Annotated in this window: 13 protein-coding genes; 5 read left to right on the forward strand and 8 right to left on the reverse strand. The window is 55.1% G+C overall.

Annotated elements, in window-relative coordinates; all coding sequences use genetic code 11:
• Positions 1-522 precede the first annotated feature (522 nt).
• The 4 genes from ACH6CX_RS06755 to ACH6CX_RS06770 all read left to right on the forward strand — a co-directional run bounded on the left by ACH6CX_RS06755 (position 523) and on the right by ACH6CX_RS06770 (position 7,308).
• Positions 523-1,212, forward strand: coding sequence for a hypothetical protein (locus ACH6CX_RS06755; protein ID WP_232940482.1), 690 nt, complete (start codon positions 523-525; stop codon positions 1,210-1,212).
• A gap of 338 nt (positions 1,213-1,550) precedes the next feature.
• Positions 1,551-4,733 (forward strand): AMP-binding protein, encoded by a 3,183-nt coding sequence (locus ACH6CX_RS06760; RefSeq protein ID WP_396675231.1) that lies wholly within the window; start codon positions 1,551-1,553, stop codon positions 4,731-4,733.
• Positions 4,730-5,923: an acyltransferase gene (locus ACH6CX_RS06765; RefSeq protein WP_334078336.1), complete on the forward strand. Its 1,194-nt coding sequence runs from the start codon at positions 4,730-4,732 to the stop codon at positions 5,921-5,923. Before ACH6CX_RS06760 ends, ACH6CX_RS06765 begins: the two co-directional genes overlap by 4 nt.
• 17 nt (positions 5,924-5,940) lie before the next feature.
• Complete coding sequence (locus tag ACH6CX_RS06770) at positions 5,941-7,308, forward strand: oligosaccharide flippase family protein (protein ID WP_334078337.1); 1,368 nt, start codon at positions 5,941-5,943, stop codon at positions 7,306-7,308.
• A 38-nt stretch (positions 7,309-7,346) separates the two neighbouring features.
• Here ACH6CX_RS06770 and ACH6CX_RS06775 read toward each other — a convergent pair whose 3' ends face one another.
• A complete protein-coding gene (locus ACH6CX_RS06775; protein WP_396675232.1) occupies positions 7,347-8,369 on the reverse strand; it encodes a sulfotransferase family protein in 1,023 nt (340 codons plus the stop codon).
• 1,176 nt (positions 8,370-9,545) lie between these two features.
• Between ACH6CX_RS06775 and ACH6CX_RS06780 the strand changes: the two genes are divergently transcribed.
• The gene (locus tag ACH6CX_RS06780; RefSeq protein ID WP_334078339.1) at positions 9,546-11,780 is read left to right on the forward strand and encodes a DUF5011 domain-containing protein; all 2,235 of its coding nucleotides are present in this window, start codon (positions 9,546-9,548) and stop codon (positions 11,778-11,780) included.
• Positions 11,781-11,842: 62 nt separating this feature from the next.
• Here ACH6CX_RS06780 and ACH6CX_RS06785 read toward each other — a convergent pair whose 3' ends face one another.
• The 7 genes from ACH6CX_RS06785 to ACH6CX_RS06815 form a co-directional block, all read right to left on the reverse strand.
• The gene (locus ACH6CX_RS06785; protein ID WP_334078340.1) at positions 11,843-13,240 is read right to left on the reverse strand and encodes a hypothetical protein; all 1,398 of its coding nucleotides are present in this window, start codon (positions 13,238-13,240) and stop codon (positions 11,843-11,845) included.
• Complete coding sequence (locus ACH6CX_RS06790; protein WP_396675233.1) at positions 13,240-14,514, reverse strand: glycosyltransferase family 4 protein; 1,275 nt, start codon at positions 14,512-14,514, stop codon at positions 13,240-13,242. Before ACH6CX_RS06790 ends, ACH6CX_RS06785 begins: the two co-directional genes overlap by 1 nt.
• Positions 14,507-15,484: a glycosyltransferase family A protein gene (locus tag ACH6CX_RS06795; RefSeq protein ID WP_334078342.1), complete on the reverse strand. Its 978-nt coding sequence runs from the start codon at positions 15,482-15,484 to the stop codon at positions 14,507-14,509. The genes ACH6CX_RS06790 and ACH6CX_RS06795 overlap by 8 nt, the downstream gene beginning before the upstream one ends.
• 11 nt (positions 15,485-15,495) lie before the next feature.
• A complete protein-coding gene (locus ACH6CX_RS06800) occupies positions 15,496-16,272 on the reverse strand; it encodes a WecB/TagA/CpsF family glycosyltransferase (RefSeq protein WP_237062423.1) in 777 nt (258 codons plus the stop codon).
• A gap of 26 nt (positions 16,273-16,298) precedes the next feature.
• On the reverse strand, positions 16,299-17,309 hold the full coding sequence (locus ACH6CX_RS06805) for a glycosyltransferase (RefSeq protein WP_396675234.1): 1,011 nt from the start codon (positions 17,307-17,309) through the stop codon (positions 16,299-16,301).
• Positions 17,299-18,126, reverse strand: a complete 828-nt coding sequence (locus ACH6CX_RS06810) for a 2OG-Fe(II) oxygenase (RefSeq protein ID WP_237062418.1) — start codon at positions 18,124-18,126, stop codon at positions 17,299-17,301. Before ACH6CX_RS06810 ends, ACH6CX_RS06805 begins: the two co-directional genes overlap by 11 nt.
• Before the next feature lie 888 nt (positions 18,127-19,014).
• Positions 19,015-19,275 carry a hypothetical protein gene (locus tag ACH6CX_RS06815; RefSeq protein WP_232940469.1) on the reverse strand — a complete coding sequence of 87 codons (261 nt, stop codon included), beginning with the start codon at positions 19,273-19,275 and terminating at the stop codon, positions 19,015-19,017.
• Positions 19,276-19,329: the final 54 nt, after the last annotated feature.

The raw sequence follows: 19,329 nt of genomic DNA on the forward strand, positions 1-19,329 counted from the left end.
GGGAGCCTGGCGTCAATGCCTGCATTTCCTGGGGGCGCCTATCGTCCTTCAAAACTGCGTACCAATTCAATCCACAAACTGGTGCAAATCACGATTTAGTCGCCAAAAATATTTAATTAGTGGAAATTCACCCGGCTTTTTATGAAGCTTGGGTACCAACGATCATGCACGGATCTGCGGAACTCTACCTTTCGTACCAATTACCCCAACCGCTCTATGCCAGTGCTTTTAATTGCGCCAAATTGGTACTCTTCAACGGCGGGACGCACGGTAATTTTCGAGCAGGAAGTGTGCCAGATAACTGTGACTGCTAAACAATTTTTTCATTACGGACTATCACTATCTGGAACATCGGTACCCACGCTGGCATGGTTTTCCTTATGCCATTACATCGCACTTTCAAGATTTAAAATTTTTGAAAGCATCGATTGTTAATCGGTGGTTCTCATGATATTAATTCGTCTCCCGGCAGGTCTGCCGGAATTTTCATATTAAAAATTTACACAATTTGGGGGACAAGGAATGTCCAAGGTCAACCGCGTAGACCACATCACCTATGCCGTATCAACCGGCATGATTGAGAAATGGGGCTGGTACCACACCGAAATCGAGGGCGGGACCGTATCCAAGATCGTCCCGGATGTACGACCCGATGACCCCGAAAGCAGCATGAAACTCTGGTGCATTGACTTCGACAGTTTTGGGGTCGTCCTGGTTGAAGGCATTGATCGCAAGAAGAAGAGCCAGGTTACGGAATTTGTCGACCTGCACGGTGACCACAGCGTCCAGCATATTGCCTTTGATACCGACAGTCTTGAGGGGTTTGTCGGTCACGCCATGTCCAAGGGAGTCAATTTCCGTGGCCGGCAACTGGTCAACGACGATGGCTTCGGCAAGTTGAAGCAACTGTTCGGCAAGGGCTATGCCCCCCTGAAGGCATCACAGATGTCGTTCCCGGAATATGTAGAGCGGCCGCGTGGAGGGAAGGAAGGTGCCGAACTGAATACGGATGTCCCCCAGAATACCGGCAAAAACTTTTACCAGCGTATTGAGGATGCCCGCAACCGCGGTGACGTTTCTTCGCTGACCGATTTTGCCGCGATGCCGGACCAGTGGCAGCCCACTGTGGTGAAACGCACCGAGCAGCCGGAAGTTGCGGAGCAGAAAACATCTGCCAAAGCTTCAGCTACCGACGCACTCGCCACTGCCTGACCGGTTCCCCTACCCCGTGAGCTCCCCGGCTGAGCCGGTTTCCGTTGCAGCCCGGCATAAGGTCCGGGGGGCGGCTTTCCGTAATAAAATGTAATCAGCTCCGTCCCACATCCGTGGAACAGGGGCTTAGAATAACTGGCTGCGGCCAGGGCTGTTCCAGCACCCTGCACAGCCCGGGGCGCTGGATGGACAGGGACGACGTCCAGGATATTTTCACAGGAATGTGGCTTATGGCTTACCCGATTGAAATTACCGGTGACCTCCCGGACACAGTTTCCGGAGAAGGGTCCGGGGCCGGTTCGGCTACCCGGTCCGGTTCCCGGCCGCAAACGGGGCCCATGGAAATACCGGATCCCATCACCCTGCTCGAGGCAAGCTTTGCCAGTTTCCTGCGTGAATATGACTCTACCACCCAGCGCATCGCCATGGTCCTGGCAGCTGTGGCTGCTGCCGGATTCAGGCTCAACAGGTCCACCCGGCTGGCTATCCATTGCTCTTTATTACCTGAGCGTCAGCTCCACTCGATTGTTATCGATGACATCGAAGGCAAGGATTTCCGCAAGCTCTGTGAGCTTATTCACTACGAGTTACAGCACGCAACGGATCGCCGCCCGGTTACACCAGCCGGTGAAGCAACAACGCTGCCGCTACACGTAATAATCGGCCCGGAGATGCCTTATGGCACAGAAACCCCGGCACTGCGCCAGCTCATCTCTGTCGCGGGGGGCCAACCGGTCCTGTGGTTATCAGACCGCGCACCAGACGCCTGCTGGCTTGTACAGAGCGGAAACAGGCAGATCGAGGAAGTCACCCGGCTCGACACGTATGTGGCGGCATTCGCGCGTCGGCATCATTCAGGCGACTCGTTCCTGCACGAGTCGCTGGATATTGTTGGTGAGGATGAGCGCCTGATCCAGGCGGATTTCGGTAGCCCCTGTTGTTTATCTCACAATAGCGCGTTGCTCTTTGAGGCTGTCGCTGACCATGCCCAAGCCAATCCCTGCAGTACCGCAATTCTGAATGGGACCAGGGAGATTTCCTATGCTGAGCTGGACAACCTGGCCAATGCGGTTGCATCGGTACTGACGCAGGCCGGTGTAGGCAGGGAGGATTACGTTGGTGTTTATATTGAACGCTCACACCTGAACGTTGCCTGCCTGCTCGGGATCCACAAGGCGGGTGCCATTTATGTACCACTGGATACAGAATTCCCCGCTGCGCGCCTACAGGCAGTATGTGATCAGCTGGACCTGGGGTTTGCCATCACCAGCCATGAAAGTGATGCGGGCATACATTCGCTGGTCAGGCATACGGTTCTCACCCGCGATATCGAGGACCTCGCTGCCCGCCAGGCTGTCCCGGCCCCGAAAACTGTTGCCAGCTACAACGATTATTCCCACGTATTCTTTACGTCCGGGACTACCGGCATACCCAAGGGGATACTGGCTACACATCGCAACCTGGACCATTGCCTCTCAGCAGCAATCGAGCGCTACGGCTTTTCTGCGGATGACCACTTCGTCTCCATGGCCAGAAGCACCTTCAGCATCAGCATGTTTGAAATGCTAACCGCCCTCCGTGCCGGTGGCAGCGTAGCGATTCTCTCAAAGGAGGCTTTCCTCGACAGCGAGCAACTATGCCTTTCGATTGGAGGCGCGAGCGTAATTCATGCCGTCCCGTCATTGCTCGCGAGGATAATGGACTCGCTGGAAGACAACGGCGATGGCGAAGCAATCACCCGTGGAGTAACGACTGTTATCAGCGGCGGGGATATGGTGCCACCAGAACTTCTGGAGCGAGCCAAATCTGTATTCCCGATGGCGCAGGTTTACGTGTGTTACGGCTCCAGTGAAATCAGCTGCTTGGGCTGCACCTACGAGGTGCGCAGGGACCGAAAACTGCAACGGACACGGGTCGGCAAGCCATTCCCCAATACCCGTGTAAAGATCCTGGATTCCTATGGTAACCCGGTACCTCTGGGCGCTCCCGGCGAACTGCATTTCTCCGGTCCCGGCGTAGTACCCGGATATATCAATCGCCCTGAAACAGATCGCGATAAATTCCGCATGATCGATGGGGCAAGGTTCTTTGCTATCGGTGACATCGGGCGGTTTGACGCTGACGGAAATATTGAATTACTTGGCCGTAATGATTTCCAGGTCCAGATTGATGGGAATCGAGTGGAACTGCAGGAAGTTGAGCTGCTCCTGAAGTCTTTCGAGGGTATTCAGCAGGCTGTAGTCTCGGGTTGGTCTCCAGAGGACAACAAATCCACGCAGCTGGTTGCATACCTGGTTATGGCAGATGGCATATCCCTTTCCCGGACAGACCTGGCAACGGCATTGGCCGAGCAGCTACCGGCCTACATGGTTCCGGCACATTTTGTATCGCTCGATTACTTGCCCACCAACTTTAATGGCAAGGTTGACAGAAAGAGGCTCCCTTCACCATCCAGGGCGAACTCTTTACATACGGGCACTGTTGCCGCGCTCCCGACCTCGTCGACTGAAGAGTGCCTTTACCGGATCTGGTGCACCTACTTTCCCGAGCTGGATTTCAGTATTAATGACAGCTTTTTTGACCTCGGCGGAAACTCGTTGAAAGCTGTCCGCATGCTTAGCGAAGTGGCGCGCACCTATGGCTTCGCCCCGCCACTGCGCACCCTGCTGACGTCACCCAGTATTGCGCAGCTGGCCGCCGTCATTGACAGTGGCGCAACCGCAGACGACCGGCGTGTTGTCAATGAGCTCACCCGAAATAGCCAGGCAACAAGGACTCTGTATTGCTGTAACGGCATCCTGCAGTACCGTGACCTTGCCAATGCACTGGGTGGCGACTGGCGTGTCTGCGGAGTCGCCCTGCCAGAGGAAGCCAACATAATCACTGCCGGCATCACGGAAGATGAGAATACTTCAATCACCGATTTCGGCATGATTGTCGAACGGTACATAGAGGAAATCACTGCGGACCAGCCTGTGGGCCCCTATTATCTCTGCGGTGCATCTTTCGGTGGGCTGATAGCCGCTGAGGTCGGCCGCCGCCTGCAAGCGGCTGGTGAAGAGGTACGCCTGCTTGCATTGTTCGATAGCTGGTATCCGCGAAGCGTTGACTCAAGCATGGATTCCGCAAGCCTGCCCAGGAAATTCAAGCAAGCCTTACGCAAGTATGTCCTGCGACGGAAAGACCCGGCGACAAGCGATCCCCGTGAGCAGGCTCGCCGGCGTGCACTGGATCACTTTCACGACGAATACTTCGACCTGGATATCCTGCTGTTCAAAGCGACAGACAGGGAATCACTTTATGGCTACCACGGGGACACCTTCCTGGGCTGGAGCGGCCGCACCCGGAGTGTGAGTGTGTATGACGTTCCCGGGAACCATATTGGCATCCTGCGGGCGGGAAATGTGGAGCATATCGCCAGGGTAATTCAAAGTGAGCCAGCTCGTGGACACTCTGCCACTATTACGTCTGGTACGCCGCCGCGGCAGGTAGCCGCACAAGGGAACAACCTTTCCCCATGAACAACCCAGCCGCCGCAAATTCCCATGGGTTCGTGCCGGAGCTGGAAGGCCTCCGCGGTGTTGCCATACTGCTTGTGCTTGTAAGCCATTTTGGCCTGGGACCGGCTTCTCTCGATTTTGTCAGCCACCTGGGCCTGGGGCATATTGGTGTCAGGCTGTTTTTTGTCCTTAGCGGTTTCCTGATCACCAGCGTGTTACTGCTGGATCTGGATAAAGCCAGTACCGGGGGGATCTCTCCCTCAAAGGTATTCTATAAATTCTACGCCAGCCGCACCCTGCGCATCTTTCCTATTTACTACCTGACAATCATACTTCTCTACCTGATCGATTTTCAGGGATTCCGGGATGTTTCCGGCTGGCACTTCGCATATCTTTCCAACCTGGATGGCGTTCGCTATATCACAACGGATGCCGGCACAATACTACGCCATCCATCCACTGCTCATTTCTGGTCTCTGGCAATTGAAGAGCAGTTTTACCTGCTCTATCCATTGCTCGCTGTACTTTTGACCCGGCATACACTTTTCTGGGTTCTATGCGCCGCGGTGGCTGCTGCACCGGCATGGCGCATATTTTGTATCTTTATCCTGGATCCCAGTTACCCACATACCGGCCTGATGCTTCTTCCCGGTGTGATGGATTCGCTGTGTCTTGGCGCATTGGCAGCACTCTACCAGCGAGGCTCGCTGCCGGTTCGCCAGCCAATGAAAAAATATATCAGGACCGCATGCTCTTGCTGTGCGATCGTGGCATCGGGTTTGCTTGTCCTGTATTGGCAGGATACCGCTGTGCGGCTCTATCTGGCACTGTTCGATAGTGTACTCGCTCTCATTTGCGCCACTGTGGTTATATTGCTGGTGAATTTGCCAGGGGCGAGCAGGGGCAGTCACTTTTTACGCGCAAGAAACCTGAGACTGATAGGACGAATCAGCTATGGACTGTATATCTATCATGCATTTGCTACTCACATATTGTCCTGGCTTCTGCTGCAAGTAAACATGGAGCTACAGCGGGAAACAATGCTCTATACCGGCCTCCTGTATCTAATGGCCTTCAGCCTTGCTTACGTTTCCTGGCACTTGATCGAGAGACCGTTACTTGCGTTCAAGCCCTACGTCGTATCCCGACTGATGACCTCGAAATCAGTGCCTCCCGGCAAGGGAACCACCCAGGCCACCGGCCCGCAATAAAGAATTACCAGGTCCTTATGCTGACAGAACCGATTCGTGGGCGGATTGCCTATCTCCAGGCGTCGATCCCCCTGCTCACAGGCAGCGCCGGCATAGTGCTTGCGTCCCAGGGAGCGTCGATACTCCTGCGCCTGGTTTCTACTATTATATTTACCCGCCTCCTGGCTCCAGAGGCTTTTGGTGAGATACTGGTCGTCTCCACCATTACCGGCCTGATTACGCTCTGCTCCGAAATTGGCCTTCGCGGCAGCATCATTAATAATGATCGCGGCATGGCAGATCCGAAGTATGTCAATACGGCCTGGACACTACGTATCGCGCAGTACCTGCTGGTCGCTATGGCCCTGCTCGTAGCTTCTTTTTTCGTGCACCGGCTGTACCCGGCAATTGCGAATATCGATAATTACCTGAGGATATGTGCACTGACCGCGCTCCTGACCGGGTTTACGTCCACAAAAGTGTTTCAGCAGGAAAAGCTGGTAAGACCCGCGGGTCCTGCGGCCATCGTGCTCGTGGAGAGACTCTTCGCATTGCTTGTGGCAATCCTGCTGTGCTATTTCTGGCCCAATGCGGGCTCAGTGTTATGGGCGAATGCGATCGCCATGTGCCTGACTGTACTCCTTACACACCAGGTACTGCCCGGCATCTCTAATCGTATTTGCCTTGAGCGAAGCGCAATAAAGACAATCCTGGATTATGGCAAGTGGATGCTCCCCGCGACAATCGTAACCTGGGCGATCAGGGATGGTTACAAGCTCGCTCTCAGCTTTTTCCTTCTGCCAACTGCTCTCGGTTTTTTTGCCATTGCCTCGAATATAGGTCTTGTCCTGGCAATGGTTTTACGTGAGTTCAGTGAGAAATGGTTGTTCCCGGTATACTGCAGAAACAAGGGCAACCATGACAGCGAGCTCCAGTCCGCCAGGATACGCGCCGCTATCCTCGCGGTATCGATCGTCGTAATCACTGGGTTGGTGTACTGTTCTGAAATACTGGTGGAAATACTTTACACGCCAGAGTTTAAAACCGTTGCGGATTTCCTCTCTGTTATTGCGTTGGGTTCAGGTGGGCTCATTGTCACCGCACTCTACCTTCCAGTATTGAAAGGTAACGCTGATTCTCGGCGAGTTTTCCTCGTCAGGCTAATACAATTCGGCACCCTGGCTGCGGGAATGCTACTTGCATTCCGGTACGGTGACAGTGCCCATGTTGTAGGCGCTACCGCAGCCGCCCAACTCCTGGCAGGCATCCTTACCATACTAGTGGCAATGCCTTACTTTACGCGCAAGGTCCTGTTGATCGACGGCCTGCTTTTTACCACGCCCCTGGCAACGCTGCTTCCGGGCTATATCGGCCAGCTATCGTTATCACTGGCCGCGTCCGGATAAAGCGAACCTGTTTTCGACAGGGGAATCCGGGCCTCCTGTCAGCTGGCCCGCAAGAATGGTTCCCCGGGGTTGACGCCCCCGCTTGGATGCTCATGCTCGCTGTCACCCCGCCAGCTGGATGGTATTGGCCTGCCAAGTAACTGCTCCAATGCCCGCATTTCGTCCCTGTAGGCACCCCGGAGCCAGTCCTGCAACTCCAGCGGCGGCTCTTTGGGCAACTCGACAGTCTTTGTCCTTTTCTCGGCAATAGCCCTGACCCATTTACTGGAACGAAGGCCACCACGGATCCTTGACCGGATAAACCGGGGCAGGATCTTTTTCATGACCTTTCCCAAGGTACTGCCCTCAAGCCGCTCCATCCAGGCAGCCAGCTTTTTTTCCTTGTTCCACTGTCCTGCGACATTACTGCGGGAAAACTGCCGTTCAGGTACATGTTCAACCTCTAGGAATTCATCCAATTCCCTGCCATGTGCGGCTGGATCGGCCAATAATTCATCGAGGATAAAAACCTTTATCTGGCGCAGCGGGAAGTATTCAAGGTACTTCCTCAGGCACTTCGCATAGCGACCTGCATCGATAATATCCGGGTATTCACGGACAGCTTCCGCAAATTCCAGTACTGGCTCTCCGCTTGAAACACGCTCATTCATACGATGGACGTAATGGGACCAGGCCCGTTTTACCGGATTCCTTAGCAGGTAAATTATTTTCGCATGGGGAACTTGCCGGGCTATGCGAGCGGGGACATGGTGTTCATCCAGCCCCCTGGAGTATCCGGTCGAACAATCACCACAAACCTGCCCTGGCTTTGCCCCCTCATACAACGACAGGTACCAGGCGTAATCAGTGCTGGATCCGTAGCGAAAGGAAAAATACTCTGGCTCTTTCCGGGCCGGCAGGAAAACGTCCGGATGCTGCTCAAGGTAGAAATACAGAGAAGTCGAAGCTGACTTCATGGCACCGATTACAAAAAAATCTGGCAGTCTTTCGCGGACAGGTTTTTTGAGATTGCAATTATCCGTTCCCTGGGCGGTCTCTACAGCAGCTCCCTTTGCGTACATGATGATCCCTTTGCTTATTACGTCATCCAATTGACGGGTATTCGCTATTATCATGGGAGCGCGGTACAGCTCCCTATTTTCTTAACTATAAGAACTTATGATCCAACCTTTGAGTATTGTTCGCTTCTGCAGGAACCGGAGCGGCCGGAGGGCATAGATAGCATACAATACTCATGCCATCTTAATCGTTTATGACCAGTGTCAATCCGGCCATCGCCTGGCTCTCCCCCCCGGGAATTTTAACAGGCCGTCCCGATCCACCGGGCAGCAACAGAACAGTCCCTGCCATGCCCATCCCCGTCAGCTTCGATATCCCAGGCGGCTCACCAGGGCAGAATATAAGCTGCCAAGCAGCCTCCCTGACAGACGAAAATGCGACTGAACAGACGAACCAGGAGACGCCCAGATCGCAGCATGCATGATATTACAACTTGCCTGGCAGCGCACTGTAATTGGTCACCGGGAGCATCTGTGTCCCTGCTGTACCGCGCAAATCCAGGACAATTCCTGCGCAGCCGCACACCAGAGACGCGTTGTAACCGCGCGACTGTATCCGCCAGCGCAAATGGCCGGCCTCCCAACGGCAGCACGTCAGGCTCCGCTGTAAACCGGCATGCTTAACATCGGCGGACGGGCCAAGAATTGAATTCTTTCCTGTGCCCACAAAATAACTTTTTGATCTACTTTTATGGAAAGAACTTTCGTACCACATTTGGTTTCAAGACGATCCTTTAGTACCAAGTTAAATCATTTGTACAGGCTTGGATTTCCGTTTCGTGAATTTGGTCAGGTTTCTGGGCGCACCATTGTTTTCCTGGCGGGTATAATATTTCCCTCATTGCTGCTGGCGTTGTTCCAGGGCCTGAAGGTGATCCAGCAGTGGCCGGTTCTAACTGGCTGGCTCAGGAAACTTTATTCAATGCTGGGGCTCAATAGGTTCTCCCCGGGTGACTTTGAACCCGCGACTAGTAGAGAGCTTCAAGTCAGAATGACACCCAAAACGATGTTTCAACCTGGCCTGTGCTGCTGTTTTTGAACTTGTTTGGTGCAGGGTCAAAAGTTCGGTTGAAACTGCCCGTGCTTATTAAGATTCTTTTTCAGTGAGATGTTCTGGATGGGTGACACCACGGAACGGCCTCCTGTAATTTCCATTTCATAAAACTCCAGGTATTCATGATGTTCAGGCGTTCGATTCTCTTGCTGTTGATCACTTCTATCAGTGCTTGTGGTGGCGGGGGGTCGGGCGGGGATGATTCTTCCGAAAAACCAACAACTGTGGCACCGCCACCCGATTCCGGCAGTGGTAATTCCCCTCCGACTATTTCGCTTGCCGGAGGTTCACGGGTGACGCTGGCATATGGGACCCCTTATGAGGAGCCGGGGTTCTCTGCCGTCGATGAAGAAGACGGAGACATCAGTGACCAAGTCGCCACCGAAGGCGACGATATCGATGAGTATGCACCCGGCACCTATACCGTGGTCTACACCGTGGTGGACTCCGCCGGCGCCACTGCCAGGGCAAATCGCGACGTAGTGGTAGAGGACAATACTGCGCCGACAATAACACTCAAGGGCAGCAAGAGGGTCGTGGTTCCGGTAGGCACCGATTACCAGGATGAAGGTGCCATGGCGGAGGATAAAGAGGACGGGGATCTTACCAACCTGCTTTCGCAGACTTCAAATGTCGATACCAGTACTTCAGGTGAATACTGGGTCCGCTACTCGGTCAAGGATTCCGCAGGGATCGAGACTACCCGCCAACGCACGGTCCTGGTAGGTGACGGTGGTCTCCAGTCAGATGATGTAACCGCGCGCCTTCGCTCCCTGACCCGGACAGTGGGTATATCCCCGGAAACAGTTTATTTTTCTGCACAGGACTCCACCGACACCGCCTGTACTGACCTCAGCGGTGGAAGCGATGCAGATGCCTGTGCCAGTGGCCAGTGGTTTCGATATCACTTCAGCTTCGACGACCCCGACTCGGGCAACTTTGCGACAACGGGCAATAGCCGCAACAGCCAGGTCGGTCCGTCACCCCGGGCGCTGCATACATTTGCCTGCACACCAGAGAGCAGCAAATACCAGGATGGAGTCTGCGAGTATCGGGTGGGAGTCAGGGTCCAGACACCTGACGGAGTCTACTCAGACGATTTCGTCACTATCCAGATTCACGCGCAGGAAAACTTCTACGCGACCAGTGATGTGATTTGCGTATCACCCTCGAGTGATTTCGCGGGCTGTCCACAGGGCGCTGAACGGAAGACTTCTGTGCCGCTGGCGGGTGAATACAGCGGCAAGCGGGTGCTGCTACACGCCGGTGAACGTTTCGGGGACATCTGCATCGGTTACCAGGAGCGCGATGTCACTATCGATCGCTACGGGGAGGGTTCACGCCCTGTTGTACCTGTGGTGCAAGTCGGTGTGGTCAATCGCTGCCTGGATGTGCCGCGTACAACCCAGGCCCGCGGATACCCAATGCTCACCAGGAACGACCAGGGTCATATCACCCAGGGGTGGGCCTATGGCAACACCGTCACCGGGCTTAAGGTTGGCAGCGCGATCACCGGCACGTCTGCCACGCTGGTGACCATGCACGACCTGGACCTGGACTGGTCTGGCAGTGGTGAATTTCCCGGCCTGTTTGCTTTCGGTGATTCAACCAATTACTGCATTAATAACCCCGATGAACTCGATTGCGACCTGGTGCCGCTTTCCTATGGAATCTTCTTCACCGATTCCATCCAGCGTGCACACCCGGACAACCTGCCCAACGTGAATATTGGCTGTATGAACAACTGCCTGATGATCAATGGTGGTATAGCCGGTGTGGATAACCGCACAGCCATCGAGCACAATGCGCGGTTCCAGGGTGCCTGGGGCCTGGTGGTATCGAACGTGTGGTTCCGCGGAAACCACATAGGTGGCGTGGGCGGCAAGCATCGACTCACACTGCGCCAGTCTGCCGCAGGCAATGAGGTTGATATCAACAAGAACCCCGAAGACTTCAGTGACCCGGCCAACTATATTCGGCCCAAGTCATTTTCCAATCACTTCACGCCGCACTTCAACTTTGTCTTTGACAGCATTTTCAATGATACCGAAATGGACCCTGAGCATGATTCAGCTTCCTTTACGGAGTTCAGTGGCGGTCATTTCTATTCAGGCTATTTCAATAACGAGTACCTTCTGGACCAGGTCGACCAGAACCAGGCCCAGTTACGCCTCGGTGGTGTCAACATCGTCGCAATCGGCAACGAATTCAACCCGGTGAACGCCGAGTGCCGCCTCAATAGCACCCCCCCGGATGGGTCGCCGCTGCAGGACGATGACAGCATCTTCACTGATATTACTGACTGCGGGACACCGATCCAGCAAGACTATCCCATTCCCCTGGCTCCCGGCACCGACTGAACTGGATAGATCTCCCATCCGGGCTGGCAGCAACTGCCAGCCCGGGTAAACATCCTGCCCCCCTACAACTGGAGGGCTCCCTGCTGGCTACGGCCAGCAGGCGCAGTTCCCGGCACCTGTCGCTCGCGGTGACCAACCACCCATACCCGGTTGTAAGATACCCCCCCGATACAACCGAACAGGAACCAGAGCCAGGAGTACAATGAGCTATTGGGCAACTGGTTCATCATCATAAGTGCCGCCACCAGCGCAGCACCGGTGTATAAAGCACGACGATCATTCCCCGAGCTCTTTCCGGCTACTCCCAGCGCGCGAAAAACACTACATGACATCAGGCCAAAAAGCCCGGCGAACATGATTAAGCCGTAGCAACCCAGCTGGATAATCCAGAAGCCATCGGTAACGGAGTCCGAAAGCCGGTTGCGTCCCCAAGCGCCCCATCCCAGCAATATCTTTTCCCGCGCATGCTCCAGCAACCGCTCCTCGTGATAAAAGCGGAAATCAAGCGATTGCGCCCTGCCCTCGCCAAATAGTGCGGCGAACTCGACGAATTCCTGATGGGGGAAGAGGTCCATAATACAAAGCAGGGGATAGGCGATGACAGTGACACAGATCAATCGGATCAGCAGCCTGGTCAGGAACTCCGGCATCAACATTATGGAGCAGAATCCGATAAAACCGATCAACCATGCGGCAACCGACTTGCAGACAACCAGGATCAATGCAAGGTAAAGAGTCACCAGCACGTTGGGCAGTGCCGTAATCCGCTGGCGGGCCCGGGACAAGACTGCCGATGCAAGAAAAGGCACAGTAAAAAAGAGAGCCAACAACAGGCCGTGACCGACAAAAACGACTGGCCTGAAGCCGCCAAAGCGTACCTGCTGGGCAAAACTGTGGGGGAAAAACCCATAAACCATGGTATGCAATTGCGGACTCATACGGGCTTCATAAAGCACCAATGGTGTATAGGCCAATCCAAAGAAAACCAGCAGACGGAATACCTTTATCAGGTCTTCGTCTGTTTTTACCAATGCCAGGCCCAGGACAAACGGCAACAGCATCAGGTAGGTCTCGGCAATCGCCGTCAGGCTATCTTTGATAGCCAGCCCCCGAATGAAGATCTCCCCGTCAAAATAAGGTTCCCCATTGGTCATTACCGTGGCGACCGGCGAAAGGAGTAGCACGATTACAATGATGCGTTCCAGTCCCCGCACCGGTATACCGATAAAGCCGGTCCCCCGGGCGACAAGACAACCGATTGCTGCGCAGATTACCGGGATGCTTTCCTGGTCCAGGGGTGGAAGCAGCGGCAGGTCAAACTCGACTTTAACCGGCAGGAACAGGTAACCACCAACGATCGTGATAAAAGTAGCGGTCAGCGCACTGAGGCGCGCATAAAGCACCGCCGCCAATGCCGGCCACAACAGTAATGCCAGTTGTGCTATTGCGTTGGGCATCATCAGGTTGCCTTCAGGCCGGCTCGCGCGGTGTTGCCAGAGGCCTTATCTGCCAGGGATTGTTTGATTTCTTCAAGCAGGTGCAGGGTATTTCGGTGGATATCAAATTCGCCGGCCACCAGCTTTTGGGCCCTGGCTACTCGCGCCACGAGTTCTTCCGGCTCCACCCCAATCAACGAATGCATACATTTGGCCATAGAGTCCGGGGTTGGATCCGCCACCTGGCCTGTCTCACCGTCGATGACCAACTCGGGGATTCCCGAGACAGACGTGGATATCACCGGTATACCAGTGAGCATGGCTTCCATCAGTGCCACCGGGATGCCATCCATATCCCCGGCACTGTCGCGACAGCATGGCAGCACGAAACAATCAATCTGCTCCAACCATGCCCTGACCTCTGTGTTGGCGATTGCCCCCAGGAAGCTGACTTCCGCTTGCAGACCCAACGTAGATACCTGGCTCTGCAGTTTGTCCCACAGTGGCCCATCGCCCGCCACTTCCAGCTTGAACTTTATCCCACGCTGCTTAAGCAACAGGCAGGCGTCCAGTAATATATTGAGACCCTTCTTCTCCACCAGGCGAGCAAGAAAACCGAAGCGGAATACTTCGTGCTGACGCCGGTACTGCCGTGCGCTGAACTCCCGGCTGTCCACGCCACAACGAACCAGCCGTAGCTTATCAGCGGGTATTCCTTTGTCCTGTAGCCAGCCAATGTTAAACCGGGAAATGGTACTTATGAACGCAGCACGCCTGGCCTTCCGGGGCAGCAGGTAGCCACGCTGGAACAGGTCATTGGCATGGGCGGTTACAGAGAATGGGATACCGGACAGTAGGCTTGAGTACATCGCAATATCGGTGCTCACGTGTGCAAAATGTACGTGACAGTGATCGACCTTTCGCCTTGACAGCTCTCGCGCAAGGCAGGGAGCGATGACTCCCCTGTAACAAAGGCCGATAGCTGTTTTCAGGTCAGGCAACACCGATATTGCATCTGTGACCACAGTCGTAGCCAGACGCCAGTACCTGAGCGGATTCCTGAAACAAAAATGCAGGTGGCTACGGAAAAGCTTCGCTTTTCCCTGGCCATAGACCCTGGTTGTACGTCTCGCCAACGCCTCCTGCCGGCTATCTCCCGTAGTCACCATCGGGGCATGAATGGAAAATGGTTCGACTTTCAATCTAAGGTCTTCAAGGATATAGATTTCCTTGTAAACAAAAGTACTGGAAAGGCCGGGAATTTCCGGTGCGATGTAGGCAAGTACAGGATCAGGCATTGGCAGGTGCCCCGCCGGAAACCTGGACGTTATTCTCCCGTCGCGCCGACTTCCAGCGCTCAAGCCCTGCAGCCTCATACTTTTCGATCGCCCGCCGCTTACCAGCCACCAGTGAATAAAGCTGGAATGCACGCAGGTAATCAATAAATTCACGGTCGGGGAACCGGGGTTTACGCGAAAGCCAGCTCCGCAGGTAACCCCAGAGTACGGCCATGCTGCCAACCATAAAGGGGTAGTCAGCGATTCTGAAGACAGCCGTAGCGGCGAGGTACAGGAACCCAGTGCCCATAAAATACTGGCCGTAACCGTGGCGCATCTTGCCGGTTAGTATCCCCCGCTGGCTCGACCCCATGATCCGCAAGTGAATAAAACGGAGATCCGGCTCATCCCAGCTGCGGGCGCGCCAGCCAAGCATCCTCGCACGATGGCAGTCAATGGCATCCCACATTACCTCGCGGACAATCCCGCCAATTTCCCTGAAGCACTGGATTCGGTAAAACTTGGTCATCCCGACTGACATTTCATCGCCACGCCGCTCACTTACCAGCCGGCCATCGCGCATATTATAGGGCTTACCACTGGCACAGCCGAGTCGCGGGTCGGCTGTCATTTTCTGCAATAGTGTTTCGAAATAGCGGCTTGGCAACTCAACATCCAGGTCCAGCTTGCATATGAAATCAAATCGATCCAACTGCACTTCTTCCAGGCCGGCATAAAATGCATCGACTACTCCGGGGCCAACATTACGAAAGCCCCGGTTATCACGGCGGAGGACACGGATAAAGTCGTATTTCTCCCGGTAGCGCTCAAGAATTTCTGGTGTTCTATCTGTCGAACCATCATCGACGATCAGCCACAGCGTAGGTGGAACAGTCTGGTTTATTACGCTGTGTAGGGTGTTCTCGAGATACTCCTCTTCATCCCGACAGGGAGAGATGATGACATACGGTTTTTCTTTGATTGCCAACATGGGTAACAAGCCTAGTTTTCCGTCGTTACCACAGGCTGGCGTTGATCTCGCCTGATGCTGCGGTAGATTGCCGGGAGCGCAAGTAAATTCCTGAAGTAGCGGGGCGCAAGCCGACGCGGATTCGATAGCATTCTGTGCACCCATTCCAGTGACAGTTTCTGCAGCCAGCGAGGCGCCCGTTGCTGCTGGCCGGACAGGAAAAGCAGGGACGCGCCCACGCAGAGAGTCACTCCTCGTGATTCCGGCTCCTGTGCGAACAGGTAAGCCAGTAATTCCTGTTGCGGGGATCCCAACGCAAGGAAGATATAATCTGCTTTCTGTCGCAGGATAAACTGCACCAGGGTTTTCACCTCCTCTTCCCTGTGGATAAAACCCATGCTCGGGTTGTAGTGCGCCAGATTGAGGTGTGGAAAACGAGACCTGATGCCGGAAAAGACTGATTCATCCCCACCGATCAGCAGGACACGATCCCGGGATGTTAGCTTTCCCTTAAACAGTGCTTTGGTCAGCGTGCTGCCGGGGACTACCTCGGGCACCACGATGCCCTTCAAGCGCAGCATATGGGCGAGGATACGGCTGTCACAGAGTGAAAGCCCGGCGCTATCATAGGCAGCCTGGAGCCGGTCACATTTCTCCCCGGTCACCAGGCGCTGCATGTGATCAATATTCGGCGTTACTACAAATTGATTGGTATCCTGCCGACTCATTGACACGATTTTCTCGAGCGCCGACGCCATGGTCATCCGGTCGATATGACAGGCACCGATTGTGCGCTGGTGATGGATCATGCAGGGAACTCCTTTCCCGCGATACGCTATTTATATTCGATCAATTCACGTGGTTTCTTCACCCACTGGCTGGTGAAAAATTCCAGCACGCCGAGCAGTTGTGCAAACTTCCCCACGACTACGGAGGTCGCATAGATAGCTGCTGAAGCCCTGGTCTCGCTTTCCTTGCGCACCCGCCGCCCAAGATAGACACGCACAGCCAGGGCCAGGTAAGTGACTGGTAGTAATGCCAGTAACAACGGGCCCAGCAACAGGCTCAAAAACAGTAGTGCAAGCGGTAGCAATGCACTGTAAAAGATGATGCTGCGGACTTCCCGCCAGCGAAAACCGCGTCCGTCACCGGAATGCAGGTAGGCGCCCTGTGCATATGCGTGCCCCGCCCGCTTGGCGCGGAGCCAGAACTGGGAGAAGCGGCTGATATCAGCGTCATGCAGGGTCATTTCATGTGGGATTCGCTGGATCCTCCAGCCCGCACTACGAAGCCGGTAACACAGCTCCGGCTCCTCTCCCGCGATCATGTCGCTGTTGAACCCATCTACTGCCCGGAATGCCGCCACTCTCACTAAAAAGTCGCCGCCGCTGGAGTCGGCCTCACCAGTGGGGGTATCCCACTCCATGTCACAGAGTCGGTTGTAGATGGAAGCATCGGGATGGAGCTCCCGGCGGCGGCCGCAGACCACGGCTGTGCCCGGACTCTGCTCGAGCACCATGATCCCGTGGCCAAGCCAGGCCGGGTCCAACACACAGTCACCATCCACAAACTGGATCAGGGTGAGCCCGGGAAAGCGTTCGAGCAGGCGTGCCGCACCCTCGTTACGGGCCCTTGCCGCGGTAAATGGCCGGGCGGGATCGAGCCGCACGACGGAGTCGACCATGTCGGCGGCCTGCGCGGCACTGCCATCGGTCGAGCCCGAGTCCACATAGACAATGGGATATGCACTCGCCGCCAGGGAGTCGAGGCAGGCCTTCAGGCGCTCCCCCTCATTGCGGCCGATAACCACAATGCCGAGTTTTCCCGGTGCCCTCTCAGCCGACATGCTTGGCCTGCTCGTTGTTACTGACCAGCCTGTTCACCAATGCCCGTCGGATCCTCGCGACCAGGCCCTTTGGCTGTCGTGATAATTCCTCCTGCTTGCCATCGGCGCGCAGGAAAATTGTGCTGTGAAGGTCCTTTTTCTGCTCGCCCCGTTCACCGGCAGTGTAGTAATACAGCGCCAGGGAAACACGGTGGCGATCCTCCGGGCAGCTCAGCGGGTGTGGATGGCCATGAAAGCTCTTGGCGGTGGTGGAGAAAATCGCCATACGGTTGAAGATCGGGGCTATGGATTTCTTGCAAACCTTCTCCCGTGCGCACCACAGCTCAAAGTTTCCCCCCCACTCTTCCAGCCAGTCCTTGTTCAGGTAAATCAGCACGTTGATACGGCGGTAGACATTCATACGGCGATGCCCGTTGAAGTCCACATGCACCCCCAACTTTCCACCGGCCGGTATTTTGTGCAGGCCGGCGCCATGGAGGTAGGGATCGGGAATCAGTCCCTGGATGCCTGTCAGCTGCTCGAGAAATTCAAGGAATGGCGCCGAATTTAGCGTATGGATGAAAGTCCGGGTTACCGGGCCCATGCTCAGGTCCGAACTCATCTGGAATTTTTTCTCATACTTTGAATTGAATTCACGCCAGTATTTCTGACCACGCTCGAATTCTTCCAGTACCGCATTCAGGACCTCGGGTGAAAACACATCATCGTATACCCCATGGGCAAACGGCAGCGCACTACGATAGTCCTCTGCGCTCTCCCGCACCAGCGTCTTCAGCTGCTCATTGGGAAGGTAGTCCTGGTAAGTAAACTCTTTCATTTTTCTGTTTCAGCTTAATTACTGGCCGGGCGGGCCATATGATTCAGTTAAGCGCCCGGGTGTCCGGGCTCATGGTTATGCTTGACCGTATTCAAGCCACGCAATATCTATACCGACTGGTGATTGCGCAGCCTTTTGACAGCACGTGCCCGATCGCGATGACAGAGTATTCAGGAGGGAAGCTTCTTCTCGACCCGCACAGCCGGGCACAAAAGGAAAACAGCCAGCGCTGGGCCACGACCGTGGCCCACCGGCAATTTGAGAGGTAATCATCTTGTCGCGCTCCCTGCGCATATATCGCGGCCCTGGTAGGTAAGCCGCATCCCTGAATTTTTCGCCGGCCCTGCCGACGAAGCAGTTTCCATGCGCCGCCGGGGCGACCAGGGAATACGTATAGGCTCTATCCTGGCCAGGATATCGCTCAGCCACGCTCCCCTTCAGCTGCCTGTGACCGCGACAGCGGGTTACTGCGAAAATAGTAGGGACAGATTATTGATAAATTTTTTTTCAGTGTAAATGGTGCGCTCGAGTTTTTACCTTACGTATAAATACAGGGCCTCAAGTGGTACAAAACAGCCAATAAGTGGAGTCAATTAGTTCTTAGGTATTAAGTGCCTCCCCGGAATTTAGGTATCGTTGGCCAGAGCGTTTCTTCCCGGGACACAGGTTGGGAATGCGCGATCACGGAAAGGCGATTTCAGTAGTCTCATTACCCTGCCCACAGCATGATGAAGCACGTGCCGCCGTCATGCTGGATGAGCCCGCTGGCCACCAGCACTGTAATGGTGCACCTGAACTGGCCGGCAAAACCCTACCCCTCCGACGGGGCGCCACTGTGCTGTTGTCCGGCATCCGTAACGTGGCGAGGTGAACAGTGTGGGTAGTCGATCAGGGCCCGGGGCCGTCCTCGCATTTACCGCTATCAATATCGCACGCTTTGCCCCGGTGGAAAGTGCCATCTGTCTCGAGGCATGCCGACTCTGTTGCCGGGGCCGAACAGGCATCCGGGCCCTCCTGGCAGCAGCCCACCTGGCCGCTCACCCCGTCCCCGGGATTCTCCTGCCCGTCGCGTTTCGGGCCGCACCCGGCGAGCGCGAGCGCCAACAGCGACAATAGCAGCACCCTTACCATCATTTGCAAAGACTGCATCGGCACACCTCCCACAATTTCGTCCCAGCAAAATCTCGTCGCGGCAACCTGCCG

The sequence above is a fragment of the Microbulbifer sp. JSM ZJ756 genome, assembly GCF_044383805.1.
GTDB lineage: Bacteria > Pseudomonadota > Gammaproteobacteria > Pseudomonadales > Cellvibrionaceae > Microbulbifer > Microbulbifer zhoushanensis.

Excerpts from the sequence above, each read along its gene's own strand:
- ACH6CX_RS06755 (WP_232940482.1), top strand. The coding sequence starts at position 523 with ATGTCCAAGGTCAACCGCGTAGACCACATCACCTATGCCGTATCAACC.
- ACH6CX_RS06760 (WP_396675231.1), top strand. The coding sequence starts at position 1,551 with ATGGAAATACCGGATCCCATCACCCTGCTCGAGGCAAGCTTTGCCAGT.
- ACH6CX_RS06765 (WP_334078336.1), top strand. The coding sequence starts at position 4,730 with ATGAACAACCCAGCCGCCGCAAATTCCCATGGGTTCGTGCCGGAGCTG.
- ACH6CX_RS06770 (WP_334078337.1), top strand. The coding sequence starts at position 5,941 with ATGCTGACAGAACCGATTCGTGGGCGGATTGCCTATCTCCAGGCGTCG.
- ACH6CX_RS06775 (WP_396675232.1), bottom strand. The coding sequence starts at position 8,369 with ATGTACGCAAAGGGAGCTGCTGTAGAGACCGCCCAGGGAACGGATAAT.
- ACH6CX_RS06780 (WP_334078339.1), top strand. The coding sequence starts at position 9,546 with ATGTTCAGGCGTTCGATTCTCTTGCTGTTGATCACTTCTATCAGTGCT.
- ACH6CX_RS06785 (WP_334078340.1), bottom strand. The coding sequence starts at position 13,240 with ATGATGCCCAACGCAATAGCACAACTGGCATTACTGTTGTGGCCGGCA.
- ACH6CX_RS06790 (WP_396675233.1), bottom strand. The coding sequence starts at position 14,514 with ATGCCTGATCCTGTACTTGCCTACATCGCACCGGAAATTCCCGGCCTT.
- ACH6CX_RS06795 (WP_334078342.1), bottom strand. The coding sequence starts at position 15,484 with ATGTTGGCAATCAAAGAAAAACCGTATGTCATCATCTCTCCCTGTCGG.
- ACH6CX_RS06800 (WP_237062423.1), bottom strand. The coding sequence starts at position 16,272 with ATGATCCATCACCAGCGCACAATCGGTGCCTGTCATATCGACCGGATG.
- ACH6CX_RS06805 (WP_396675234.1), bottom strand. The coding sequence starts at position 17,309 with ATGTCGGCTGAGAGGGCACCGGGAAAACTCGGCATTGTGGTTATCGGC.
- ACH6CX_RS06810 (WP_237062418.1), bottom strand. The coding sequence starts at position 18,126 with ATGAAAGAGTTTACTTACCAGGACTACCTTCCCAATGAGCAGCTGAAG.
- ACH6CX_RS06815 (WP_232940469.1), bottom strand. The coding sequence starts at position 19,275 with ATGCAGTCTTTGCAAATGATGGTAAGGGTGCTGCTATTGTCGCTGTTG.